At 72.0% G+C, this 24327-nt stretch carries 18 protein-coding genes and 1 tRNA gene; 7 read left to right on the forward strand and 12 right to left on the reverse strand.

Annotated elements, in window-relative coordinates; genetic code table 11:
- The first annotated feature begins 63 nt into the window (after nt 1-63).
- Nucleotides 64-2796: a phosphoenolpyruvate carboxylase gene (gene ppc / locus ACZ60B_RS15200; RefSeq protein WP_469386987.1), complete on the forward strand. Its 2733-nt coding sequence runs from the start codon at nt 64-66 to the stop codon at nt 2794-2796.
- Between the two features lie 142 nt (nt 2797-2938).
- Here the strand turns inward: ppc and ACZ60B_RS15205 are convergent, their stop codons facing one another.
- The 7 genes from ACZ60B_RS15205 to ACZ60B_RS15235 all read right to left on the reverse strand — a co-directional run bounded on the left by ACZ60B_RS15205 (nt 2939) and on the right by ACZ60B_RS15235 (nt 8629).
- On the reverse strand, nt 2939-3439 hold the full coding sequence (locus tag ACZ60B_RS15205) for a hypothetical protein (protein WP_469386989.1): 501 nt from the start codon (nt 3437-3439) through the stop codon (nt 2939-2941).
- Between the two features lie 62 nt (nt 3440-3501).
- Nucleotides 3502-4104 carry an aminoacyl-tRNA hydrolase gene (gene pth / locus ACZ60B_RS15210; protein WP_469386991.1) on the reverse strand — a complete coding sequence of 201 codons (603 nt, stop codon included), beginning with the start codon at nt 4102-4104 and terminating at the stop codon, nt 3502-3504.
- 86 nt (nt 4105-4190) lie between these two features.
- Nucleotides 4191-4787 carry a 50S ribosomal protein L25/general stress protein Ctc gene (locus tag ACZ60B_RS15215; protein ID WP_469386993.1) on the reverse strand — a complete coding sequence of 199 codons (597 nt, stop codon included), beginning with the start codon at nt 4785-4787 and terminating at the stop codon, nt 4191-4193.
- 210 nt (nt 4788-4997) lie between these two features.
- Nucleotides 4998-5972 carry a ribose-phosphate diphosphokinase gene (locus ACZ60B_RS15220; protein ID WP_469386995.1) on the reverse strand — a complete coding sequence of 325 codons (975 nt, stop codon included), beginning with the start codon at nt 5970-5972 and terminating at the stop codon, nt 4998-5000.
- Between the two features lie 134 nt (nt 5973-6106).
- On the reverse strand, nt 6107-7555 hold the full coding sequence (glmU, locus tag ACZ60B_RS15225; RefSeq protein ID WP_469386997.1) for a bifunctional UDP-N-acetylglucosamine diphosphorylase/glucosamine-1-phosphate N-acetyltransferase GlmU: 1449 nt from the start codon (nt 7553-7555) through the stop codon (nt 6107-6109).
- A 125-nt stretch (nt 7556-7680) separates the two neighbouring features.
- Nucleotides 7681-7753: transfer RNA gene (locus ACZ60B_RS15230), tRNA-Gln, on the reverse strand.
- A gap of 15 nt (nt 7754-7768) precedes the next feature.
- Nucleotides 7769-8629 carry a helix-turn-helix domain-containing protein gene (locus ACZ60B_RS15235; RefSeq protein WP_469386999.1) on the reverse strand — a complete coding sequence of 287 codons (861 nt, stop codon included), beginning with the start codon at nt 8627-8629 and terminating at the stop codon, nt 7769-7771.
- Between the two features lie 167 nt (nt 8630-8796).
- Between ACZ60B_RS15235 and ACZ60B_RS15240 the strand changes: the two genes are divergently transcribed.
- Complete coding sequence (locus ACZ60B_RS15240; RefSeq protein ID WP_469387001.1) at nt 8797-10188, forward strand: sensor histidine kinase; 1392 nt, start codon at nt 8797-8799, stop codon at nt 10186-10188.
- Nucleotides 10189-10192: 4 nt separating this feature from the next.
- Here the strand turns inward: ACZ60B_RS15240 and ACZ60B_RS15245 are convergent, their stop codons facing one another.
- Together ACZ60B_RS15245 and ACZ60B_RS15250 are read right to left on the reverse strand one after the other, a co-directional pair.
- On the reverse strand, nt 10193-10708 hold the full coding sequence (locus ACZ60B_RS15245) for an SUKH-3 domain-containing protein (protein WP_469387003.1): 516 nt from the start codon (nt 10706-10708) through the stop codon (nt 10193-10195).
- A gap of 46 nt (nt 10709-10754) precedes the next feature.
- Complete coding sequence (locus ACZ60B_RS15250) at nt 10755-11291, reverse strand: YwqJ-related putative deaminase (protein ID WP_469387005.1); 537 nt, start codon at nt 11289-11291, stop codon at nt 10755-10757.
- A gap of 297 nt (nt 11292-11588) precedes the next feature.
- Here ACZ60B_RS15250 and ACZ60B_RS15255 point away from each other — a divergent pair, with 297 nt between their 5' ends.
- The 3 genes from ACZ60B_RS15255 to ACZ60B_RS15265 all read left to right on the forward strand — a co-directional run bounded on the left by ACZ60B_RS15255 (nt 11589) and on the right by ACZ60B_RS15265 (nt 16523).
- Nucleotides 11589-12593: an SMI1/KNR4 family protein gene (locus ACZ60B_RS15255; RefSeq protein ID WP_469387040.1), complete on the forward strand. Its 1005-nt coding sequence runs from the start codon at nt 11589-11591 to the stop codon at nt 12591-12593.
- Between the two features lie 8 nt (nt 12594-12601).
- Nucleotides 12602-15358 (forward strand): SUKH-4 family immunity protein, encoded by a 2757-nt coding sequence (locus ACZ60B_RS15260; protein WP_469387007.1) that lies wholly within the window; start codon nt 12602-12604, stop codon nt 15356-15358.
- 262 nt (nt 15359-15620) lie between these two features.
- Nucleotides 15621-16523, forward strand: coding sequence for a cellulose-binding protein (locus ACZ60B_RS15265; RefSeq protein WP_469387009.1), 903 nt, complete (start codon nt 15621-15623; stop codon nt 16521-16523).
- A 10-nt stretch (nt 16524-16533) separates the two neighbouring features.
- Here the strand turns inward: ACZ60B_RS15265 and ACZ60B_RS15270 are convergent, their stop codons facing one another.
- The 3 genes from ACZ60B_RS15270 to ACZ60B_RS15280 all read right to left on the reverse strand — a co-directional run bounded on the left by ACZ60B_RS15270 (nt 16534) and on the right by ACZ60B_RS15280 (nt 20361).
- Complete coding sequence (locus tag ACZ60B_RS15270; RefSeq protein WP_469387011.1) at nt 16534-18162, reverse strand: sodium/solute symporter; 1629 nt, start codon at nt 18160-18162, stop codon at nt 16534-16536.
- Nucleotides 18159-18608, reverse strand: coding sequence for a DUF485 domain-containing protein (locus tag ACZ60B_RS15275; protein WP_469387013.1), 450 nt, complete (start codon nt 18606-18608; stop codon nt 18159-18161). The genes ACZ60B_RS15270 and ACZ60B_RS15275 overlap by 4 nt, the downstream gene beginning before the upstream one ends.
- Nucleotides 18609-18858: 250 nt before the next feature.
- The gene (locus ACZ60B_RS15280) at nt 18859-20361 is read right to left on the reverse strand and encodes an MFS transporter (protein WP_469387015.1); all 1503 of its coding nucleotides are present in this window, start codon (nt 20359-20361) and stop codon (nt 18859-18861) included.
- A gap of 458 nt (nt 20362-20819) precedes the next feature.
- Here ACZ60B_RS15280 and ACZ60B_RS15285 point away from each other — a divergent pair, with 458 nt between their 5' ends.
- Nucleotides 20820-21608, forward strand: coding sequence for an ABC transporter ATP-binding protein (locus tag ACZ60B_RS15285; RefSeq protein WP_469387017.1), 789 nt, complete (start codon nt 20820-20822; stop codon nt 21606-21608).
- The gene (locus ACZ60B_RS15290; RefSeq protein ID WP_469387019.1) at nt 21605-24184 is read left to right on the forward strand and encodes an ABC transporter permease; all 2580 of its coding nucleotides are present in this window, start codon (nt 21605-21607) and stop codon (nt 24182-24184) included. Before ACZ60B_RS15285 ends, ACZ60B_RS15290 begins: the two co-directional genes overlap by 4 nt.
- Nucleotides 24185-24327 lie beyond the last annotated feature (143 nt).

Consider the following 24327-nt stretch of genomic DNA (forward strand, 5'->3'; position numbering starts at 1 on the left):
GCGAGAGGCGTGTTTCCGGGTTCCCCTCCCAGACGAGCTTCAACACTGCAAGGAGCCGCACCTGTGAGCAGTGCCGACGACCAGACCACGACGACCGGCAGTGAACTGCGCGCCGACATCCGCCGCCTCGGTGACCTCCTCGGCGAGACCCTCGTCCGGCAGGAAGGCCCCGAACTCCTCGAACTGGTCGAGAAGGTCCGCCGTCTCACCCGCGAGGACGGCGAGGCCGCCGCAGAACTGCTGCGTGGCATCGAACTGGACACCGCGGCCAAGCTGGTCCGCGCCTTCTCCACCTACTTCCACCTGGCCAACGTCACCGAACAGGTGCACCGCGGCCGAGAACTGCGCGCCCGCCGCGCCGCCGAGGGCGGCCTCCTCGCCCGCACGGCCGACCGGCTCAAGGACGCCGACCCCGACCACCTGCGCGAGACGGTCAAGCACCTCAACGTTCGCCCGGTGTTCACGGCACACCCCACCGAAGCCGCACGCCGGTCGGTGCTCAACAAGCTCCGGCGCATCGCCGCGCTCCTGGAGAGCCCCGTCATCGAGGCCGACCGCCGCCGCTACGACACCCGTCTGGCCGAGAACATCGACCTCGTGTGGCAGACCGACGAACTGCGCGTCGTACGCCCCGAACCCGCCGACGAGGCCCGCAACGCCATCTACTACCTCGACGAACTGCACGCCAACGCCGTCGGGGACGTCCTGGAGGACCTCACCGCGGAACTGGAGCGCGTCGGCGTCAAGCTCCCCGACGACACCCGCCCCCTCACCTTCGGCACCTGGATCGGCGGCGACCGCGACGGCAACCCCAACGTCACCCCCCAGGTCACCTGGGACGTCCTGATCCTCCAGCACGAGCACGGCATCAACGACGCCCTGGAGATGATCGACGAGCTGCGCGGCTTCCTGTCGAACTCCATCCGCTACACCGGCGCCACCGAGGAGCTCCTGGAGTCCCTCCGGACCGACCTCGACCGGCTGCCCGAGATCAGCCCCCGCTACAAGCGCCTCAACGCCGAGGAGCCCTACCGGCTCAAGGCCACCTGCATCCGGCAGAAGCTGGAGAACACCAAGCAGCGCCTGGCCACCGGCACCCCCCACGACCCCGGCCACGACTACCTCGGCACCTCCCAGCTGCTGCACGACCTGACGCTGATCCAGACCTCCCTCCGCGAACACCGCGGCGGCCTCTTCGCCGACGGCCGCATGGACCGCACCATCAGGACCCTGGCCGCCTTCGGCCTCCAGCTCGCCACCATGGACGTCCGCGAACACGCCGACGCCCACCACCACGCCCTCGGCCAGCTCTTCGACCGGCTCGGCGAGGAGTCCTGGCGCTACACCGACATGCCCCGCGAGTACCGCACCAGGCTGCTCGCCAAGGAACTGCGCTCCCGGCGCCCCCTCGGCCCCACCCCCGCGCCCGTGGACGCCGCCGGCGCCAAGACCCTCGGCGTCTTCCAGACCGTCAAGCGCGCCCTGGAGGTCTTCGGCCCCGAGGTCATCGAGTCGTACATCATCTCCATGTGCCAGGGCGCCGACGACGTCTTCGCCGCCGCCGTCCTGGCCCGCGAGGCCGGCCTGATCGACCTGCACGGCGGCTGGGCCCAGATCGGCATCGTCCCGCTGCTGGAGACCACCGACGAGCTCAAGGCCGCCGACACCATCCTCGAGGAGATGCTCTCCGACCCCTCCTACCGGCGCCTGGTCGCGCTGCGCGGAGACGTCCAGGAGGTCATGCTCGGCTACTCCGACTCCTCCAAGTTCGGTGGCATCACCACCAGCCAGTGGGAGATCCACCGCGCCCAGCGCCGACTGCGCGACGTCGCCCACCGCTACGGCGTCCGCCTGCGCCTCTTCCACGGCCGCGGCGGCACCGTCGGCCGCGGCGGCGGCCCCTCGCACGACGCGATCCTCGCCCAGCCCTGGGGCACCCTGGAGGGCGAGATCAAGGTGACCGAGCAGGGCGAGGTCATCTCCGACAAGTACCTCATCCCCTCCCTGGCCAGGGAGAACCTGGAACTGACGGTCGCCGCCACGCTCCAGGCGTCCGCCCTGCACACCGCACCCCGCCAGTCCGACGAGGCCCTCGCCCGCTGGGACGCCGCGATGGACGTCGTCTCCGACGCCGCCCACGCCGCCTACCGCCGGCTCGTCGAGGACCCCGACCTGCCGACGTACTTCCTCGCCTCCACGCCGGTCGACCAGCTCGCCGACCTGCACCTGGGCTCGCGGCCCTCCCGCCGCCCCGGCTCGGGCGTCTCGCTCGACGGACTGCGCGCCATCCCGTGGGTCTTCGGCTGGACCCAGTCCCGGCAGATCGTGCCCGGCTGGTTCGGCGTGGGCTCCGGCCTCAAGGCCCTGCGCGAAGCCGGCCTCGACACCGTGCTCGACGAGATGCACGACCAGTGGCACTTCTTCCGCAACTTCATCTCCAACGTCGAGATGACCCTCGCCAAGACCGACCTGCGCATCGCCCGGCACTACGTCGACACCCTCGTCCCGGACGAGCTCAAGCACGTCTTCGACACCATCAGGGCCGAGCACGAACTCACCGTCCGCGAGGTGCTGCGCATCACGGGCGAACCGGAGCTGCTCGACGCGACCCCCGTCCTGAAGCAGACCTTCGCCATCCGCGACGCCTACCTCGACCCGATCTCCTACCTCCAGGTCACCCTGCTCAAGCGGCAGCGCGACGCCGCCGCGGCCGGCGAGGAGCCCGACCCGCTGCTGTCCCGGGCCCTGCTGCTGACCGTCAACGGCGTGGCGGCCGGCCTGCGCAACACCGGCTGACCCGCCCCGCACCACGCACACGAGTGCCCCCGAGCCCACCCGGGCCGGGGGCACTCGTGCATCCGCACGACCTCCGTAGGAACAACAGCCACGGCCGAACGGGCCGGAGCGCTCCGCGGGCCTGCTCGGGCCTGCGCCCGGGCTACTGCACCGCGACGAACGCCGTCGTCAGCAGCAGCGCCCCCGTGCCCGCCAGCGCCCACGCCACCCGCGTCCGCCGCAGCCCGCCCGCGACCACCACCGAGGCCAGCAGCAGCGCCCCGCCCAGCGGAACCCACGCGTACAGCACCCCGGCCGGACCCGAGCGGACCACCTCGTCACTGCCCGGCTTCACCACGACCGTGTACGTCCGCTCCTTGCGCACCGCGACCGACTTCGCGATCACGACCGACGCCCGGGCCCGCGAACCGGCCGACAGCGGCGTGTACGGCCCCGCGCAGGTGTCCGAGCCGCAGTCGGTCACCCGGACCGTGCCGCTCTCCCGGCCCTTCGTCAGCATCACGTGCTGGGCCGTCCCCCAGGACGCCCACACCCCCGCGATCAGGATCAGCACGGCGACCGTCCCCATCGCCGCCGATTGCCCGAACCGCAGCGCGGTTCGGGCACCCTGACGACCGGCCGGGACACGGGAATGGGCAGGCATGGCGGAGATCCTTGGCCATTGCATGGCGGAAAGTCAATGTCGGCCGGCCGCCGCCCCACCGCTCAGGAGTTGTACGTCCCCTGCGCCCGCTCCAGCCCCTCGATCACCAGACACTCCACCGCGTCCGCCGCCCGGTCCACGAAGTAGTCCAGCTCCTTGCGCTCCGCCGACGCGAAGTCCTTCAGCACGAAGTCCGCGACCTGCATGCGCCCCGGCGGCCGCCCGATCCCGAACCGCACCCGGTGATAGTCCGCGCCCATCGCCTTCGTCATCGACTTCAACCCGTTGTGCCCGTTGTCGCCGCCACCCAGCTTCAGCCGCAGCACCCCGTAGTCGATGTCCAGCTCGTCATGGACCGCCACCACATGCGCGAGCGGAACCTTGTAGAAGTCCCGCAGCGCGTTCACCGGACCCCCCGACAGGTTCATGAACGACATCGGCTTCGCCAGGATCACCCGACGGTTCGCCGGCCCCGGCGGACCGATCCGCCCCTCGACGACCTGCGCCTGCGCCTTGCCCGCCCGCTTGAACCTGCCCCCGATCCGCCCGGCCAGCAGATCGGCCACCATGAACCCCACGTTGTGCCGGTTCATCGCGTACTCCGGCCCGGGATTGCCCAGCCCCACGATCAGCCAGGGGGCATTGGCGTCGGTCGTCACGTGCATGTCTCCTCGGATACGCGCCAGCCGCTGCCCCCATTCAAAAACCCTGAAGGGAACAGCGGCTGACGAGACAACTACGACGGCGGGAATCAGGCCTCGGCGGCCTCTTCGCCCTCACCCTCGGCACCCTCGGGCGCCTCCTCCGCCTGCGCGGCCAGCACCTGCAGGACGACGGCGTCCGCGTCCACGGCCAGGGTCACACCGGACGGCAGGGCGACGTCCTTGGCGAGCACCGACGCGCCGGCCTCCAGACCCTCGACCGACACCGTGACGGCCTCCGGGATGTGCGTGGCCTCGGCCTCGACCGGAAGCGCGTTCAGCACGTGCTCCAGCAGGTTGCCACCGGCGGCGAGCTCACCCTCGGCGTGCACCGGCACCTCGACGGTGACCTTCTCGCCGCGCTTCACGAGCTGGAGGTCGACGTGCTCCAGGAAGCCCTTGACCGCGTCACGCTGCACGGCCTTCGGGATCGCCAGCTCGTTGGTCTTGCCGTCGATGGCCAGGGAGATCAGGACGTTCGGCGTACGCAGCGCCAGCAGCAGGTCGTGACCCGGCAGCGTCAGGTGGACCGGGTCCGAACCGTGGCCGTACAGGACGCCGGGGACCTTGCTGTCACGGCGGATACGGCGGGCGGCACCCTTGCCGAACTCGGTACGGGTCTCGGCGGAGATCTTGACCTCGGACATGATCACTCCTCGTAGTGTCAGAAAGCACGGACGTGGTCACCCGGCCACGAACGGCCTGCTACGAAGAGCGCGTCGATAACGGACAGCCGCATCCCCCGTGAAAAAACGGAGAACGGCCTCCCTCGCCGAGCAACTTCGGCAGTCTACTCGGAGAGGGAGGCCGCACCCAAAAGGATCTTCCGGCGCCGGATCGCTACGACGCCCGGACCCCTACTGCTCGTCGAAGAGGCTCGTCACCGAACCGTCCTCGAACACCTCACGCACCGCACTCGCGATCGTCGGCGCGATCGACAGCACCGTGATCTTGTCCAGCTCCAGCTCACCCGGCGTCGGCAGCGAGTTCGTGAACACGAACTCGCTCACCTTCGAGTTCTTCAGCCGGTCCGCCGCCGGACCCGACAGCACACCGTGCGTCGCCGTCACGATGACGTCCTCCGCACCGTGCGCGAACAGCGCGTCCGCCGCGGCACAGATCGTGCCACCCGTGTCGATCATGTCGTCGACCAGCACGCACACCCGGCCCTTGACCTCGCCCACCACCTCGTGGACGGTCACCTGGTTCGCCACGTCCTTGTCACGCCGCTTGTGCACGATCGCCAGCGGCGCACCCAGACGGTCGCACCAGCGGTCCGCCACCCGCACCCGGCCGGCGTCCGGAGAGACCACCGTGAGCTTGTCGCGGTCCACCTTGTCGCCCACGTAGTCCGCCAGCAGCGGCAGCGCGAACAGGTGGTCCACCGGACCGTCGAAGAAGCCCTGGATCTGGTCCGTGTGCAGATCGACGGTGAGGATGCGGTCCGCACCCGCCGTCTTCATCAGGTCCGCGACCAGACGCGCCGAGATCGGTTCACGACCACGGTGCTTCTTGTCCTGCCGCGCGTAACCGTAGAACGGCACGATCACCGTGATGGAGCGGGCCGACGCACGCTTCAGCGCGTCGATCATGATCAGCTGCTCCATGATCCACTTGTTGATCGGAGCCGTGTGGCTCTGGATCAGGAAGCAGTCCGCGCCGCGCGCCGACTCCTGATAACGCACATAGATCTCGCCGTTCGCGAAGTCGAAGGCCTTCGTCGGGACGACCCCGACACCCAGCTGCTGGGCGACCTCCTCGGCAAGCTCGGGGTGGGCGCGGCCGGAGAAGAACATCATCTTCTTCTCGCCGGTCGTCTTGATCCCGGTCACAGCACTGTCTCCTCAGAGGTGTCTCAGCTGGGTGTCGAGAGGCCTGCGCAGCTGGCTACGAACGGCCGTCTCAGCTGGTGGGGTGCGGGTGTGCACTTATCACGGTACGCCGTCCGGAGCGCGCCCGTTTCCGGTCAGCCCTCGCCGCCCGGCTCCCGGGACGCCACCTCGGCCGCCTTCGCCGCCGCGCTCCCCGGACGCTTACGGGCCACCCAACCCTCGATATTCCGCTGCTGGCCACGGGCCACGGCCAGCGAACCGGGCGGCACGTCCTTCGTGATCACGGACCCGGCGGCCGTGTAGGCACCGTCCCCGACGGTGACAGGCGCCACAAACATGTTGTCCGAACCCGTACGGCAGTGCGCGCCCACCGTCGTGTGGTGCTTGTCCTGACCGTCGTAGTTCACGAACACGCTCGCCGCGCCGATGTTCGTGTACTCACCGATCGTCGCGTCCCCGACATAGGACAGGTGCGGCACCTTCGTCCCCTCGCCGATCGACGCGTTCTTCGTCTCCACGTACGTACCGACCTTCGACTTCAGTCCCAGCCGCGTACCGGGACGCAGGTACGCGTACGGCCCCACGCTCGCCTGCGGACCCACGACCGCCCCGTCGGACACCGTGTTGTCCACCCGGGCCCCCGCACCCACCTTGGTGTCCCGCAGCCGGCAGTTGGGACCGACCTCCGCACCCGCGCCGACATGCGTCGCACCGTGCAGCTGCGTGCCCGGATGCACGACGGCGTCCTGCTCGAACGTCACCGTCACGTCCACCCACGTCGTCGCCGGGTCGACCACCGTGACCCCGGCCAGCATCGCCGCGGTCAGCAGCCGGTCGTTCAGGATCCGCCGCGCCTCGGAGAGCTGCACACGGTTGTTGATCCCCGCGATCTCCCGGTGGTCCACCGCCACCGACGCCCCGACCCGGTGCCCCGCCTCGCGCAGGATCCCCAGGACGTCCGTCAGGTACTCCTCGCCCTGGCTGTTGTCCGTACGCACCTTGCCCAGCGCGTCCGCGAGCAGCCGGCCGTCGAACGCGAACACGCCCGAGTTGATCTCGCGGATCGCCCGCTGCGAGTCGCTGGCGTCCTTGTGCTCCACGATCGCGGTCACGGCACCCGACGCGCCGTCCCGCACGATCCGGCCGTACCCCGTCGCGTCCGGCACCTCGGCCGTCAGCACGGTCACCGCGTTGCCGTCCGCGGCATGCGTCCCGGCCAGCCGGCCGAGGGTCTCGCCGGACAGCAGCGGAGTGTCGCCGCACACCACCACGACCGTCCCGTCCACCGGGCCGCCCAGCTCCTCCAGCGCCATCCGGACGGCGTGCCCGGTGCCGTTCTGCCGCTCCTGGACGGCCGTACGGACCTGGGGGTCGATCTCGGTGAGGTGCGCGGTGACCTTCTCGCGGGCGTGGCCGACCACGACGACGAGGTTCTCGGGGTCCAACTCGCGGGCGGCGGCCAGGACATGGCCCACCAGGCTGCGACCGCAGATGTCGTGCAGGACCTTGGGTGTGGCCGATTTCATACGGGTGCCCTCACCCGCTGCGAGTACGACGACGGCGGCCGGGCGGATGGCGCTCACGGAGTTGTCCTTCGGCTGTGGATGAGGTGGGGACAACCGCAGGATACCGGGGCGTTTCTTGGGAGACATGAGAGTGGGCCCTGACAGTGCTGTCAGGGCCCGTGCTCGGCTGTTGTGTGCTAGGGCTCCGCCGCTAGGACTCGAACCTAGACCGAACACCTCCAAAGGGTGCCGTGCTGCCAATTACACTACGGCGGATCGCTGCGTCAGACCTTACCGGAGACGAGCCTCGACCTGGGTCATGATTCCGGTCCACCAGCCTTCGATTCGGTTGTACAGATGGGCGCTCCTGGCGACTACGACGACCAGGCAGCCGCGGTAGTCGTCACCGGTGTTCTTGCGGACGGTCTTTGGGTTGTGCCTCTTGAGCGTCGGCTTGGCGAACGTCGAGGGGGCGACCTCGGCAAGGTCTGCCCAGTATCGATGCGCGGCCTCGATGTCTGCGGATTCGTGGATGAGCACGCGGAGGCCGAGACGCTCCCGGTCCACACCGAGGAGGTCGAGCCATGCGAGGTAGACCTTGATGACCCGTGGGTCGCTGTTGACGAAGACGAGCCGCTCGCGCCGGTCGTACGGCTTGCTCTTGGACCCTTCGGCCCAGTACAGCGCGACGCCCGCCATGAAGAGTTCGCGATCTGTCATCTCCCCGATCTCCTGGCAGGCCGCGAGCCGCGTCTTCTCGCGCTCCTCGTCCTCGGCTGCGCGACGCCTTGCCAGGCCCTCGTTCATGAGAGCTCGTTGTTCCTCGGGTGTGTAGCGGGGTTTAGGACGGGGGAGATCGCGTACCCACAGTGAAACCGAGCTCCTGGAGCAGCCCAGCTCTGCCTCGATCTGGTCGTACGTCCAGCCCTGGAGCCGAAGCTCCCGCGCCCTGGCTCGCAGGTCGTCCTTCGCGTTCGGGCGCTTCGTCCATTCCGGTGGCGGTTCTCCCTTGACCAGCTGATTGAGGATGTCGTTGTTGAAGATCTTCAGCTCGTCGCGGATCTGTCGGAGGCTGTAGCCCTTGCGCCTCAGCGCCACCGCCCGCTCCCGGAGACCCTCGAAGTCCGCGTACTTGCTAAGTGAATGTGCCACGGGCATAGCGTCTGGGCGGACTGGGTGATTCCGGGGTCGGGTGATCGGTAGTTCAGCAGTTCGGGTGATAGCTGAGACTTTTGTAGCTGTTCGACTACGTGGTGTGGTGTGGGTCGGTCGCGGAAACTAGCCGGAAAAGCCCGGCCCGCCGCCCGTAGGCTGGAGGCATGACCACGACGGGGGAAGACCACTCCGCGGCCCGTACGGGGCCGTGGTGGTGGGCGCGGTGGCGAAGTGCCGGGCTGGATGTGGCGCTGGCGGCGGTGTCCGCGGCGGAGTGTGCGTTGGAGGGTGTGCGGTTCGGCCGGGACGCGGGGATCCCGACGGCCGCGGGGGTGGGTTTCGGGCTGCTGGCCGGTTCGGCGCTGCTGATCCGGCGCAAGTGGCCGATCGCGGTCGTGCTGGTGTCGATCGCGATCACTCCGGCCCAGATGGGCTATCTGATGGGCATCGCGGGGCTCTACACGCTGGCCGCGTCCGAGCTGCCGCGGCGGATCATCGCGTCGCTGGCGGGGATGTCCCTGGTGGGGATGCTGATCGTGATGCTGGTGCGGGTGCGGCAGGACATGGCGCGGGGCGACCTCGCGCTGGGTGACTGGTTCATTCCGTTCGCTTCGATCACGACGGCGCTGGGGATGACGGCGCCGCCGGTGCTGCTGGGTCTGTACGTGGGGGCGCGGCGGCGGCTGATGGAGAGCCTGCGGGAGCGGGCGGACAGTCTGGAGCGGGAGCTTCAGCTGTTGGCGGAGCGGGCCGAGGAGCGGGCGCAGTGGGCGCGTAACGAGGAGCGGACGCGGATCGCGCGGGAGATGCATGACGTGGTCGCGCACCGGGTGAGTCTGATGGTGGTGCACGCGGCGGCGTTGCAGGCGGTGGCGCGGAAGGATCCGGAGAAGGCGGTTCGGAACGCGGCCCTGGTCGGGGACATGGGGCGGCAGGCGTTGACCGAGTTGCGGGAGATGCTCGGGGTGCTGCGCAGTGGGGACGGTGCGGCTCGGCGGGAGGGGGTGTCGGTGCCGTTGGCGGCGGTGGGGGCGGCTGCGGCCGCGGCGGCCTCGCGGGCGGCGGACGAGGTCGAGGGTCCGTGTCTGGAGGAGCTGGAGGAGCTGGTGGGGCAGTCGGCGGCTGCGGGGATGGTCGTGGACCTGTCGGTGGAGGGGGAGTCGCGGTCGTACGCGCCGGAGGTGGAGCAGACGGCGTACCGGGTGGTGCAGGAGGCGTTGACGAACGTCCACAAGCACGCGGCGGGCGCGAAGACGTACGTGCGGCTGGCGCACCGGGTGTCGGAGATCGCGATGCAGGTGGAGAACGGGGCGCCGCCGGAGGGCTCGTCGGGGTCGGCGGCGGGGTTGCCGTCGGGGGGCAACGGCTTGGTGGGGATGCGGGAGCGGGTGCTGGCGCTGGGGGGCGTGTTCGTGTCGGGGCCGACGGATGCGGGGGGTTTCCGGGTGTCGGCGGTGATTCCGTCGGTGTCGTCGGCCGGGTCGGGTGCTTCGGGTGCGACCGTGCCGTCGGCGTCGTCGGGTGTGGCGTCCGGTCCTGCCGTGCCGTCGGTGTAGTGGTTCAGCCCGCCGTGAGCCGTGCCGGTTCGATGCCGGTGACGAGGAGGGCGAGGGCGTGGTCGATGTCGGGGCCGAGGTACCAGTCGCCGGTGTGGTCGAGGGTGTAGACGCGGCCTTCGGTGTCGATGGTGAGGACGGCCTGGGTGTCGGTCTCGGTGCCGAGGGGGCAGACCTCGGTGCCGAGGGGGCAGACCTCGGTGCCGAGGGCGCGGCCGAGGTCGCCGAGGGTGCGGGCCATGTGCAGGCCGTGCAGGGGGTCGAGGTGGAGTTTGGCGGGGGCGACCTGGCGGCCGGTGCCGGGGGGCGCGATGCGCAGGCCGCCGAATTCGGCCCAGGCCTCGACGGCGGCGGGGAAGACGGTGTGGCGGTGTCCTGCGGGTGAGGTGTGTTCGCGCAGGGTGTCGGCCCATATCTCGGCCTGTTTGATGTCCCAGCGTCCGGGTTGCCAGCCGGCGGCGCGCAGGGCGGCGTCGACGGACACGGAGAAGCGGGTGGAAGAGGTGCGGTCGGCGTGCATGTGGCCTGCGTTCGTCGGCGTCGTGGGTGGGGTGCGGGGGTGGGGGTCAGCCGTCGCTGTCCACGGGGTCGACGATGCGTACGCCGAAGTGGGCGCTGAGGGCGGTGCAGGCGCGGCAGGGCGGTGCGAAGCCGCCGTGGAGGGGGTCGCCGTCCTCGCGGATGCGGCGGGTGGTGAGTTTGGCCTGCCGGAGGATTCGGCGGGCTTCGCCGTTGGTCATCGGCTTGCGGGCGGCGCGCTTGGTGCGGGCGGCGTCGGCGGCGGCGATGTGGCGGGAGATCAGGAGTGCTTCGGCGCAGCGTCCGGTGGAGCGGTCGCGCTGGGCGCTGCCGAGGCTGTCGAGGAAGTCCTGGACCAGGGGGTGCAGGGCGGGTGCCTGGTCGCCTCGGGCGGCGGTGCCGGTGAGCGTGGCGCCGCGGACGGAGAGGGCCGCGGCGATGGTGGGGAGTATGCCGTCGCGGCGGTGGAGGAGGGTGGGGGCGTGCGGTGTCTCGCTGGCGCTCCAGTCGACCCTGGGGTCCCCGGACATGGCGGTGTCGGGTCCGGCGTGCGGCCCTGTCTGTGTGGCATTCATGATCGTCATCCCCTCCCGAGCATCCCCCCGGTGGACCCAGGGTGCCAAATCGCGTGGCTGCTGCGGTAACTGGGGCGGTGCGACACGCCCGGTTCCTGGCGGGTCGTCACGGCGGGGTGACGTCCGGTCACGGAAGTGGAGGCCCGGTGACCGGTGTCGACGTACCGCATAGGCTGTCGCCACCGTGCTGCGTGCGGTCGACGCGCGTGGGTGACGTAGGAGACAGTCCGCCACGGGCCGTGGTGTTCCGGGACCGGAAGGGTGCCGGGGCCGGGCCTGTACAGAGTGCCGCAGGGGGCAACCGTCATGACGACAGGTCGGCTCGGGCAAGCCGCGCCGCCGAACGCGGCCTATGCCGGGCAGGTCGTGCACTTTCCGGATCCGGTCCGGGCGGCTCGGCACCCGAGGGGGGTGCGGGTCGATGAGCACGGCTATCCCGACTTCTCGCCGTACGCGCGTGCGGTGGCCGAGATCGCGGAGCCGCCGGAGGGTTTCGGGGTCGACGAGTTGCGGTTGACGGACTACGTGTCGGCGAACGCGGCGTCGGCGGCGGCGGGGCACGAGCTGTGGGACACGGTGGCCGACGTGGCGACCCCGCACGGCTGGACGTGGCATCACGTGGTGGGTTCGCGTCGGCTGGAGCTGGTGCCGGTCGAGGTGAAGGCGTTGTTGCGGCACCACGGTGGGGTGGCGACGACGGCGGTGGACCACGGCAAGCGGGGAACGCGGCCGTTGCAGGAGACGCGGCCCGCTCACTTCGGTCTGTCGAAGTCGGGTGTGGCGGTGTCGGAGCAGCAGGTGCAGGGGGTCGAGGAGGACCTGGGGTACCGGTTGCCGGGCGCGTACCGGTCGTTCCTGAAGGCTGCGGGCGGTTGTGCGCCGGTGGGCACCGCGCTGGACGCGGAGCTGGGGCTGCTGATCGACCAGCCGTTCTTCACGGTGCGGGACGAGGCGGCGGTCAACGACCTGGTGTATGTGAACAAGTGCCTGCGTGACCACCTGACGAAGGATTACCTGGGGGTCGGGTTCGTCCAGGGCGGGTTGCTGGCCGTGAAGGTGAAGGGCGACCGGATCGGTTCGGTGTGGTTCTGCGCGTACGACGACGTGCGGGACGTGGATCCGGGGTGGTCGCCGGCGGAGCGGGTGGAGCGGTTGCTGCTGCCGTGCGGTGAGGACTTCGATGTGTTCCTGTCGCGTCTGGCGGGCAGTCCGCCGGAGTTGGAGACGGTGGCGAACCTGATGGTGGATGGTGGTTTCGCGCGTGCGGTGCCGGTGTCCTCGGCGGCTTCCGTGTCTTCGGTGGGGGAGTGATCTCGGCGATGGTGACGTTCGCGCAGGCGCAGGAGCGCGCCGAGGAGTGGGTCAACGGGGATGTGCCGGCGTATCAGCATCGTGAGGTGCGGGTGCGGGAGTTCGGGCTGGGCTTCGTGGTGTGGGCCGAGGACCGGGCGGACGGGCCGCGTTCGGACGGGGGCGCGCAGCGGCTGGTGATCGCGCGGGACAGCGGGGACGCGACGCTGTGGCCCGCGCTGCCGGTGGGTGAGGTGATCCGTCGGTACGAGGAGGAGTACGGGCGTGCCGAGGAGGGGGTGGCGGACGCGGCTCCGGCTCCTGCGGCGCGGGTCGATCTGAATCAGACGTCGTTCTTGCTGAGTCCGCCGGAGTGGTTGCAGGAGGCGGCGGACAAGCTGGGGATTCCGGACCGGCGGGGCGAGGGGGCGCGGGCCGCGTCCGGGACCTCGGGGGCCGGTGGGGTCGCCGCGGGCGGGGGTTCGCTGCCGCAGACCCAGGCGGGTGCGCGCGAGGTGCCGGGTGCCGGGTCGGGTGCCGGGGTGTCGTGGCCGGTGGCGGGCGGTGAGGAGGGCGCGTCAGCGGCTTCCGGGGCGTCCGGTGGGTCCGCGGGGGCGACGCCCTGGGCGGGTACGGACACCAACGCGGACTTCGAGGAGGACCGTTCCGTACCGCTGCCCGCGACGGTGTTCGCGCCGCCGGTGGGTGACGGCGACGACCGGATGCAGGATGCCAAGACGGAGATGATCTCGGGCGGCAGCCGGCTTCCGCCGACGACGGTGACGCCGGCGTTCGACGCCGCGCCTCCGCCCGGTGCGCCCGCTACGTACGGCTATCCGCAGGGCGCGGGTGCTCCGGCCGGGCCGACGCCCGCGTCCGGTGGGACGCCGCCGCCCGGTGCCGTGCCGTACGGATACCCGCAGGGACAGCCGCCGGCTCCGGGCACGCCTGTGCCCGGGGTGCCGGGTCCGGCTCCGGTGCCGGGGGCCACGCCGCCTCCGGCACCCGGCTCCGCGGTGTACGGCTACCCGCAGACGCCCGGCGCCCAGGGCGCTCCGGCCGTTCCGCCGGGCGCTGCGGCTGGTGCCGCGCAGGGCGCGCCGTCCGGTCCGGGCGCGCCGCAGCGGCCGCTCGCGCCGAACGCCGGGGACATCGCCGACGCCGCGACCAGCAAGGCGGCGCCGCCGCGTCGGGCGCGGGGCTCGGCCGAGCCGCCGCACCCGCCGGGTGTCCCGGGGGCCCCGGGCGTGCGGCCGGGCGGTACGCCGCCTCCCGCGCCGCCCGCTCCCGGTGCGCCGGGGGCCGGGGCGGGCGCCTACGTGCCCACGCAGCTGGTGTCGGCGCTCGGGCCCGACGGGCCCCAGGGGCCGGGGGCGCCGCAGCCTCCGGGGCCCCCGGGGGCGCCGGCCGCCCCGAACCCGCCCGGCGCCCCGAACGTGCCCGGCGGTACGCCTCCGGGCGGTGTCGGCGGTGCTCATCACGCCGCGACGATGCTGGCCGATCCCGGCCGGGCGGGCACGGGTGGGCCGGGGGCGCCGCAGCCTCCGGGCGTGCCCGGTGCGCCGTTCGCGCCGAATCCGCCGGGTGCTCCCGGTGGGCCGGCCTCCGCCGGGGGGCCGCAGGGTGCCGTGCACCATGCGGAGACCGTGCTGGCGGCGCCCCCGGTGGGTGCCCCCGCCGCGTTCCCGCCCCCGCCCGTCCCCGGTGTGCCCGCGGGGGCTCCCCAGCCGATGCCGCCCGGTCCGGTCCCGCCCGGCGCCGTGCCGCACGGTGCGGTTCCCCCGGGTCCGCCGATGCCGCCGCCCGGTGCCCAGCCGACGGTCGGTCCCGGCTATCAGGCCGTGTTGCGCTACCGCGCGCACGACGGTTCCGAGCAGCAGCTGATCCGGCGTTCGGCGCCGGGCACCCCGCACCCGGAGTGGCAGATCTTCCACGAGCTGCGCGGCATGAACGTGCCGCCGGGGCAGGTGCTGGAGCTGCACACCGAGCTGGAGTCGTGCGAGCTGCCGGGCGCGTACTGCGCGCGGATGATCCGGGAGCAGTGGCCGCAGGCGCGGATCGCGAGCATCGCGCCGTACGGCACGGATCACGCGAGCCGGCAGCAGGGCATGGGGCAGTTGCTGGCGCACCAGGGCGAGTTGCACCAGGTCGCGGACGGCCCGGCGCGTCCGGCGCCGGTGCGTGCGCCGCTGCCGCCGGTGCAGCCCGCGCCGCCGATCCCGCCGGAGGGCATCGCGCAGGAGCTGGCGGCGGCGTTCGGGCCGGGCGTGTTCCGGTTCGAGCAGGCCGCGGTGTCCCGTCAGGGGGTGCCGCCGGTGGTGGCGCACACGCTGGTGGTGGCGGGGCTGCCCGCGGACATGGGTCCGTTCTTCTGGGCGCAGGCCCAGCCGGGGCGGCCGGTGCCGACCCTGGCGGAGCTGGCGCAGGAGCGCGGGGTGCGGCCGGCGCCCGACGCCGGCTCGTACCTGGTGATGGGCAGCGACTTCGGCAAGGCGATCTGTGTGCAGTACGGCACGGCGAACATCGTCGCGGTGCCGGTGGAGGCGGGGCCGGGCGGCGGGTCGGTGCCGCCGCAGTTCGTCAACACGGGTCTGCCGGAGTTCGCGCGCTGTCTGGCGCTGCTCGGCCGGATGTGGCGGCTGCGGTTCGGTCTGAACCAGGAGCAGGCGGGCCGCTGGACGGTCGACTTCCAGACCCAGCTGGCCTCGCTGGACCCGGCGGCGCTGGGTTCGCCGGAGAGCTGGTGGTCGGTGCTGCTGGAGCAGATGTGGGACGGACTGCTCTGACGGGGGCGGACGTCGGGTGAAGTGCGGAAGGGGGCGGCCCCGGTCGGTGGACCGGGGCCGCCCCTTTTTTTCGTCCGTCGGCGGCCGCGGTTCCCGGGCGCGGGCCGCCCGTCCGCGGTTTCCGGCGGCTGCGGTTGCGCCGGTCGGGTCCGCGGCCGTGACGCACTCGCGGAGTGTCGCGTTATGAACGCTTATGCCTGATCCATCAGTATGTGCGCGCAATCGTCGTTTCGTGTGTGCAGGGTGGAGAGGGGCTCCCAGGATGAGCAGCGCATCGGTGTCGCCGTACGGTTTCGTGACCGTACGGCGGCGCGGCTACCGTCCCGAACAGGTCGATGCGCAGGCCGCCGCGCTCTCCCGCGACCGTGACGCCGCCTGGGAGCGTGCCGCCCGGCTGACCGTGCTCGCCAAGGAGATGGAGGCGCAGGCGGCCGGGTTGCGCGAGAGGGTCGCGCGGCTCGCTCCGCAGACGTACGAGGCGCTCGGGGAGCGCGCGCAGTCGTTGTTGCGGTTCGCGCGGGAGGAGGCGGCGGCGGTCCGCGAGGACGCGCGTGAGCAGGCGGGGGAGCGGGTCGCACAGGTCGAGGCCGATGCCCAGGAGGCGCTTCGGGCGGCACGGGAACACGCGGACGAGGTGGGCGCGCGGGCCGAGGAGGCCGCCCGGCAGCGGCTGCTGGCGGCCCGCGCCGAGGCCGACGGGATCCGGATCGCCACCCGGCGCGAGGTGAAGCGGTCCCGCGGCGAGGTCCTGTCGGCGCTGCGTGAGGCGCGTACGCGCACCGCCGCGATGCGCGCCGGACAGGCGAAGGAGCAGGCCGAGCGGTGGGCGCGGGAGGAGCGCGCGGCGGTCGCCGGCGTGGAGGCGTTCGACGCGCACCAGGCCGGTCTGGTCGAGCGCGCCGAGGCGGCCCTGGCCGAGGCGAGGCGGGCGTTCGCCGACGCCGAGCGGTCGGCGGTCCGTCGGCAGGAGGAGGCGCGGGCGCAGGCGGCCGGACTGCTGGCCGGGGCCCGGGCGCAGGCGGAGCGGATCAGCCGGGACACGGAGCAGGTGCTGCGCGAGCACGGGGAGCAGTGGGACGAGGTACGGGCCCACATGGACCATGTGCGCGGCCGCCTCAGCGCGCTGACGGGCCGGGAACAGGTGGAAGTGGAACAGGCGCCCTGACGGGTCGGGCTCATCTCTCCTCGGGCGCCGCTCCCGTGCCGCCGCGGGTCGCTCCCGCCAGGATCCACGCCTCCACCGCCTCGTACTGGCGGCGTTGCTCCTCCGCCTGCCGGCGGCCCGAGGCGAGGGTGCCGAGCCAGCCGAGGGCGAAGCCCAGCGGGACGGTGACCAGGCCGGTCGTGGTGAACGGGAACCAGTTGAAGTCGGCCTCGGGGAAGGCGGACACGGGCGAGCCCGACACCAGGTTGGTGCCCGGCATCAGCAGCAGGACCGCGAGGGAGCCGCCGATGAGGGTGCACAGCAGTCCGGTTCGGGTGTAGCGGCGCCAGAAGAGGCTGTAGACGAGGGCGGGGGCGAGGGCGGAGGCGCCCAGGCAGAAGGAGAGGGTGGCCAGCGGCTGGAGGCTGCGGTGCTGGACCTGGGTGGCCAGCAGGACCGCGGGGAGCCCGACGGCCAGGGCCGACAGGCGGGCCAGCCGCAACTCGCGGCGTGGTGTCGTCGCCCGCCCGCGGCCGGCGAAGACGTCGTGGGCGAGGGAGTCGGCGCAGGCGAGGATCATTCCGGCGACGGAGGCTAGCAGGGTGAGGAAGAGCGCCGTGGTGACGGTGGTGAACAGCAGGGTCTCGGCCGTGGACACGTCGGGGCCGAAGGCGGCGCGCGAGCCCAGCAGGTAGGCCGTGTTGCCCCGGGGGTCCTCCCGGGCGATCGCCTCCCGGCCGATCAGCGCGGTGGCGCCGACGCCGACGACCGTGATGACGAGGACGAACAGGCCCACCGCGGACACCGCCCAGGACAGCGAGCGGCGCACCTGCCGGGCGCCGGCGGCGGTGTACATGCGCATGGTGATGTGCGGCAGGCAGGCGCCGCCGAGCACCACCGACAACTGGGACGTGATCATGTCGAGGCGCGGGTAGGGGCTGTCCGCGAACTCGAGCCCGGAGCGCAGGAAGGCGGCGCCGACCCCGCTCTGCTGCGCGGCCGTGGCGAAGAGGCTGCCGGGGTTCCAGTCGAAGCGGCGCAGGATCAGTACGGCGACCACGGCGCCCGAACCGAGCAGCATCACGATCTTCAGCATCTGGATCAGGGCGGTGCCCTTCATGCCGCCGATGGCCGCGTAGCTGATCATCAGTGCGCCCATGCCCAGGACGCAGGCCGTCTTCAGCGAGTCGCCGGAGAAGCCGAGGATGAAGGCGAGGAGCTGGCCGGTGCCCGCGAGCTGCACCAGCATCAGCGGCAGCAGCGCGGCGAGGGTGACCGCGCAGGCGGCGATCCGTACGGCACGTCCCGGCATCCGGCGGGCGAGGGCGTCGCCCATGGTGAACCGGCCCGCGTTGCGCAGGGGTTCGGCCAGCAGGAACATCAGCAGCATCAGCGACAGTGCGGTGCTGAGGGCGAGGACGATCCCGTCGTAGCCGCACAGGGCGATCACGCCGCCGGTGCCCAGGACGGTCGCGGCGGAGATGTAGTCACCGGCGATCGCGAGGCCGTTGCGCAGCGGGGAGAGGGAGCCGCCGGTGTAGAACGCGTCGAGGTCGTCGCGGTCGGGGCCGGTGATCACGCACAGCAGCAGGGTGAGGGTGGCCACGGTGGTGAAGGCGATCAGGGACATGGTCTGTGCGCTGTCGCTGAACCCGGTCATCGGCCGGCTCCCCGCCTGGCGTCCAGTTCGGCCAGGGTGCGGATGCGGTCGGCGAGGGGGTCGACGCGGCGGCGGGCGGTGTGTTCGTAGAGCGCGACCGCCAGCCAGGTGACGGGGAGTTGGAGCAGGGCAAGCAGCAGGCCGGTGGGCAGCCCCTCGGCCGGCATGCGGGTCATGAAGGACGGCGCCAGGGCGGACAGCAGCAGGAAGAGGGTGAAGTAGCCGAGCGCGGTGAGGGTGGCCACGCGGCGCTGGCGGCGGTAGGCGCCGCGCAGGATCCGCAGGTCGCTGTGGCGTCCGAGGGCCTCTCGGTGCGGGCGGCGGCGGGGTGCGGGCTCCGGTGGCGGTTTCGGCTGCCAGGGGTAGGTGGGGGACGGCGGCTGTGCCGGACGCGGCCGGGCGTGGGGATGGGCGTGCGGGTGCGGCGGGAACGGGTCGTGGCTCATCCCGGGCTCCTTGCGCGGCTCGGGTCCGTGGCGGCGGACCGCAGGGAGGTGGGGGTGCGGTTCACGCACGCTACTCGGGCCGTTGACCGGTGTGCGGGCTTTTCGCCGAACTGGGCGGTAGGTACGCGCTTGCCTGACCGACCTGCGGTGTCGTACGCGGTGTTACCGGCGGTGACAGCGGCGGTGGCGGTGGTGGTGACAGCGGCGGTGGCGGTGGTGCTGCCGGCGCGGTGGTGTCGGTGCGGTGGTGTCAGTCGGCGGGCTCGCGCAGGACCGGGAAGCGGCGCGGCGCGACGAACAGCAGCACCAGGAAGGCGAGCGCGGCGGCGCAGGACGCGCCGAGGTACACCGCGTGCACCGCGTCCGCGACGGCCCGTCGGGTGGCCTCCGGCGCGGTGCCCCCGTCCAGGCCGCGGGTGACGGAGTCCAGGTCGCCCGTGCCGCCCAGGCGGGCCGCGAGCACCCCGTTGGCGACCGCGCCGAACACCGAGGCGCCGATCGTCTGCCCGGTCTGGCGGCAGAACAGGACGGAGGCGGTGGTCGTGCCGCGTTCCGCCCAGCCGACCGTCGACTGCACGCCGACGATGAGGGGCAGTTGGAACAGGCCCAGGGCGGCGCCGAGCAGCAGCATCAGCAGGGTCGGCTGCCAGGCCGCGCCGGGGTAGGGCAGGAACGGGAACGCGAGCAGGATCACGGCGGCCGCGCCGATCCCCAGCAGCGCGGTGTCGCGGAAGCCGATCCGCCGGTAGACGTGCTGGCTGAGCGCGGCCGACACCGGCCAGCTCAACGTCCATACGGACAGCACGAATCCGGCGGCGACCGGGGCCAGGCCCAGCACCGACTGCGCGTACGTGGGCAGGAACACGCTCGGCGCCACCATCAGCAGGCCCAGCGCGCCCAGCGCGAGGTTCACCGCGGCGATCGTGCGGCGGCGCCAGACCCAGCCCGGGATGATGGGGTCGGCGGCCCGGCGCTCGACCACCACGACCAGCGCGGCCAGCGCGAGTCCCGCGGCGAACAGGGCGATCGACGGCGCCGACAGCCACGGCCAGGCCACCCCGCCCTGCACCAGTGCCGTCAGCAGGACGCCGCCGCAGGCGAACACCGTCAGCGCGCCCGCCCAGTCGACCCGCACACGGGCGCGTGCGGGTCGTCGCGGCTCGTGCAGATGACGGACGATCAGCCACAGCGCGACCGCGCCGATCGGCAGGTTGACCAGGAAGATCCAGCGCCAGTCGGCGTAGGCCGCCAGCACGCCGCCCAGGCCCGGACCGGCGACCGCCGACACCGCCCACACGGTGGACAGCCTCGACTGGATCCTCGGGCGCTCGGCCAGCGGGTAGAGGTCGGCCGCGAGGGTCTGGACCGTGCCCTGGAGCGCCCCGCCGCCGAGTCCCTGCACGATGCGGAACGCGATCAGCGCGCCCATGTTCCAGGCGAGCGCGCACAGCAGGGAGCCCAGCAGGAAGACGGCCGCGCCGGCCACCAGCACGGGTTTGCGGCCGAAGGTGTCGGAGAGCTTGCCGTAGACCGGGAGGCTGACCGTCACCGCGAGGAGATAGCCGGAGAACAGCCAGGAGAAGACGGAGAAGCCGCCGAGGTCGCCGACGATCTGCGGGACGGCGGTGGAGACCACCGTGGAGTCCAGGGCCGGCAGCGCCATGGCCAGCATCAGCGCGGCGACCACCGCGCCCCGGTGCCGGGTGCCGGTGTGCTGTACGGCGTCGCGTGTCGCAGGTGTCGTACCGCTCACCGGATCCCCTCCCCGTGCCCCCTGCACCTGTCTCGTACGACAGCTTCCCACTTGCCCCTGACGCGACGGCAGGGTGGAGGGTGATCCCGCCACCGGGTGGAGGCGACCCCGAGAGGGGCTCCACCCCGGGGCTGAGGACCCCTAGGGGTATCTCCGCACAAGGGGTCGGGGAGGGTTCGTACCGGCGGAGGAGGAGACGGACCCGGTGCCGTCCTTACATTGGTCCTACGTCGTCGGGGCGCCCCACCGCCACCGTCGGAGGGTGGGGTTAACCCCCGGGAAAGAGGGTGCCGAGCACCAGCGCGCCGCACCCTCTCCCGCCGACAGACTGGGCGGCGTACGGACGGGCCGGCGAAGTTCCGCCACACCCGCACCGGCGTACCGACGCACCGCGCACGCGCACCGACCCCGCCCGGGATCGGCGCGTCCTACTTGCTGACCGATATAGGAGACAAACCGTGACATCGGCTGTGACCATCACCAGGCACGGGGGCACTGGAGGGCGTACGGCCGTTGCCGCGCGAGCGCGGCAGGTCGTCAAGGCCTACGGGGCCGGCGAGACCCGTGTCGTCGCGCTCGACCACGTCGACGTGGACATCGCCCGCGGCCAGTTCACCGCGATCATGGGCCCCTCGGGGTCCGGCAAGTCCACCCTGATGCACTGTCTCGCCGGGCTGGACACCGTGACGAGCGGTCAGATCTACCTGGACGAGACCGAGATCACCGGTCTGAAGGACAAGAAGCTCACCCAGTTGCGCCGGGACCGGATCGGGTTCATCTTCCAGGCGTTCAACCTGCTGCCGACGCTCAACGCCCTGGAGAACATCACGCTCCCCATGGACATCGCCGGACGCAAGCCCGACAAGGGGTGGCTGGACCAGGTCGTGGAGACCGTCGGCCTCGCCGAGCGGCTCAAGCACCGGCCCAGCCAGCTCTCCGGCGGCCAGCAGCAGCGCGTCGCCGTGGCCCGGGCGCTCGCCGCCCGCCCCGAGATCATCTTCGGTGACGAGCCGACCGGAAACCTCGACTCCCGCGCGGGCGCGGAGGTCCTGGGCTTCCTGCGCCGCTCCGTGGACGAGCTCGGCCAGACGATCGTGATGGTCACGCACGACCCGGTGGCCGCCTCCTACGCGGACCGGGTGCTCTACCTCGCCGACGGCCGGATCGTCGACGAGATGCTCAAGCCGACCGCCGACTCCGTCCTCGACCGCATGAAGGACTTCGACGCCCGGGGGCGTACGTCATGACCGTCCTGAAGACCTCGATGCGCAACTTCTTCGCGCACAAGGGGCGCATGGCCCTGTCGGCCGTCGCCGTCCTGCTGTCGGTGGCGTTCGTGTGCGGCACGCTGGTGTTCACCGACACGATGAACACGACGTTCGACAAGCTGTTCGCGGCCACCTCCTCCGATGTGACGGTGAGCGCCCGCAGCGCCTCCGACACCGGTGAGACGACGTCCGACAACGGCAAGCCGCCGGTCATGCCGGCCTCCGTGCTGGACGAGGTCCGCGGGCTGCCCGGCGTGAAGTCGGCGGAGGGGTCCGTCTTCTCCAGCGCCGTGACCGTCGTCGACGCCGACAAGGACAACCTGTCGCCGTCCAGCGGAGCGCCCACCATCGTCGGCAGCTGGAACGCCAACGAGGCCCGCACCATGAAGATCACCTCCGGTGCGGCGCCCAAGGGCTCCGACCAGGTGATGGTCGACGAGGACACCGCCGACAAGCACGACCTGAAGCTCGGTGACGAGATCGGCGTGATCAGCGCGGTCGGCACGCACACCGCGAAGATCTCCGGCATCGCCACCTTCACCGTCACCAACCCCGGCGCGGCGATCTTCTACCTGGACACCGCGACCGCCCAGCAGGCGCTCGTCGGACAGGCAGGCGTCTACACGAACGTCAACGTCACCGCGGCCGCGGGGACCAGCGACGACCGGCTGAAGAAGAACGTCACGGCCGGCATCGGCGCCGCCTACAAGGTGCAGACCGCCAAGGAGACCGCCGACGCCAACCGCAAGGACGTGGGCAGCTTCCTGGACGTCATGAAGTACGCGATGCTCGGCTTCGCCGGGATCGCCTTCCTGGTCGGCATCTTCCTGATCATCAACACCTTCTCGATGCTGGTCGCCCAGCGCACCCGCGAGATCGGTCTGATGCGGGCCATCGGCTCCAGCCGCAAGCAGGTCAACCGCTCGGTCCTGGCCGAGGCGCTGCTGCTCGGCGTGACCGGCTCGGTCCTGGGCGTCGGCGCGGGCGTCGGCATCGCCGTCGGCCTGATGAAGCTCATGGGCATGACCGGCATGAACCTCTCCACCGACGACCTGACGGTGGCCTGGACCACCCCGGTGATCGGCATGGTCCTGGGCATCGTCGTCACGGTCCTGGCCGCCTACCTGCCCGCCCGCCGGGCCGGCAAGGTCTCCCCGATGGCCGCCCTGCGCGACGCCGGCGCCCCCGCCGACGCCAGGGCCGGCGTCGTACGGGCCGTGCTCGGCCTGGTCCTCACCGGCGCCGGCGGCACCGGCCTCTACCTCGCCTCCAACGCCGCCAAGGCGACCGAGGGCTCGATGTGGCTCGGTCTCGGCGTGGTGCTGAGCCTGCTCGGTTTCGTGGTGATCGGCCCGCTGCTTGCCGGCGGCGTGGTGCGCGTCCTCGGCGCGGTCCTGCTGCGGGCCTTCGGCCCGGTGGGGCGCATGGCCGAACGCAACGCCCTGCGCAACCCGCGCCGCACCGGCGCCACCGGCGCCGCCCTGATGATCGGCCTCGCGCTGGTCGCCTGCCTGTCGGTGGTCGGCTCCTCCATGGTCGCCTCCGCCACCGACCAGCTCGACAAGACCGTCGGCACGGACTTCATCATCCAGAGCGACCGCGGGCAGCCCGTCGTCGCCCAGGCGGTCCAGGCCGTGAAGTCGACGCCGGGACTGGCCCGGGTCACCGAGTACAAGGTCACGTCGGCCGACTACACCACTCCCGACGGCAAGACGCTCAAGGACACGGACATCACCGCCGCCGACCCGACGTACGCCACCGACCTGCGCACCAAGACGGTCGCCGGCGACCTGAAGGACGCCTACCTGCCCGACTCGATGTCCGTGCACGAGAAGTTCGCCGAGGCGCACGGCATCCACCTCGGCTCGAAGATCAGGGTCGCCTTCAAGGACGGCGCCACCGCCGAACTGACGGTCCGCGCCATCACCAGCAGCGACGTCGTCATCGACTCCGGCGCGAAGTACATCTCCACCGCCACGCTCGCCAAGTACGTGCCCGCCGCGAAGATGCCGCTCGACCAGATGGTCTTCGCCTCGGCGAAGGACGGACAGCAGGCGGCCGCGTACAAGTCGCTGAAGGCCGCGCTGCACGAATACCCGCAGTACACCGTCCGCGACCAGACCGACTACAAGAAGGCGCTGAAGGACCAGATCGGGCAGATGCTGAACCTGATCTACGGCCTGCTGGCGCTGGCGATCATCGTCGCGATCCTCGGTGTGGTGAACACGCTCGCCCTGTCCGTGGTCGAGCGCACCCGGGAGATCGGCCTGATGCGGGCCATCGGCCTCTCCCGCCGCCAGCTGCGCCGCATGATCCGGATGGAGTCGGTGGTCATCGCCCTCTTCGGCGCGCTGCTCGGTCTCGGCCTGGGCATGGGCTGGGGCGCCACCGCCCAGCAGCTGCTCGCCCTGGAGGGCCTGAAGGTCCTCGACATCCCCTGGCCGACGATCATCGGCGTGTTCATCGGCTCGGCCTTCGTGGGCCTGTTCGCCGCCCTCGTCCCGGCGTTCCGGGCGGGCCGGATGAACGTCCTGAACGCGATCGCCACGGACTGATCCGGGAGCGGCCACCGCATACGGGGGTTGCGGAGGAGCGGCCGGGGGGGGGGGGGGGGGGGGGGGGGGGGGGGCCCGCCCCCCCCGGGGGGGGGGGGGGGGGGGGGGCCCGGGGGCCGCGCGGCCCGCCCGCGGCACCGCCA

Source organism: Streptomyces sp. NPDC104096 (assembly GCF_055584385.1).

Excerpts from the sequence above, each read along its gene's own strand:
- ACZ60B_RS15205 (WP_469386989.1), bottom strand. The coding sequence starts at position 3,439 with ATGCCTGCCCATTCCCGTGTCCCGGCCGGTCGTCAGGGTGCCCGAACC.
- pth (WP_469386991.1), bottom strand. The coding sequence starts at position 4,104 with ATGCACGTGACGACCGACGCCAATGCCCCCTGGCTGATCGTGGGGCTG.
- ACZ60B_RS15215 (WP_469386993.1), bottom strand. The coding sequence starts at position 4,787 with ATGTCCGAGGTCAAGATCTCCGCCGAGACCCGTACCGAGTTCGGCAAG.
- ACZ60B_RS15240 (WP_469387001.1), top strand. The coding sequence starts at position 8,797 with ATGACCACGACGGGGGAAGACCACTCCGCGGCCCGTACGGGGCCGTGG.
- ACZ60B_RS15245 (WP_469387003.1), bottom strand. The coding sequence starts at position 10,708 with ATGCACGCCGACCGCACCTCTTCCACCCGCTTCTCCGTGTCCGTCGAC.
- ACZ60B_RS15250 (WP_469387005.1), bottom strand. The coding sequence starts at position 11,291 with ATGACGATCATGAATGCCACACAGACAGGGCCGCACGCCGGACCCGAC.
- ACZ60B_RS15255 (WP_469387040.1), top strand. The coding sequence starts at position 11,589 with ATGACGACAGGTCGGCTCGGGCAAGCCGCGCCGCCGAACGCGGCCTAT.
- ACZ60B_RS15260 (WP_469387007.1), top strand. The coding sequence starts at position 12,602 with ATGGTGACGTTCGCGCAGGCGCAGGAGCGCGCCGAGGAGTGGGTCAAC.
- ACZ60B_RS15265 (WP_469387009.1), top strand. The coding sequence starts at position 15,621 with ATGAGCAGCGCATCGGTGTCGCCGTACGGTTTCGTGACCGTACGGCGG.
- ACZ60B_RS15270 (WP_469387011.1), bottom strand. The coding sequence starts at position 18,162 with ATGACCGGGTTCAGCGACAGCGCACAGACCATGTCCCTGATCGCCTTC.
- ACZ60B_RS15275 (WP_469387013.1), bottom strand. The coding sequence starts at position 18,608 with ATGAGCCACGACCCGTTCCCGCCGCACCCGCACGCCCATCCCCACGCC.
- ACZ60B_RS15290 (WP_469387019.1), top strand. The coding sequence starts at position 21,605 with ATGACCGTCCTGAAGACCTCGATGCGCAACTTCTTCGCGCACAAGGGG.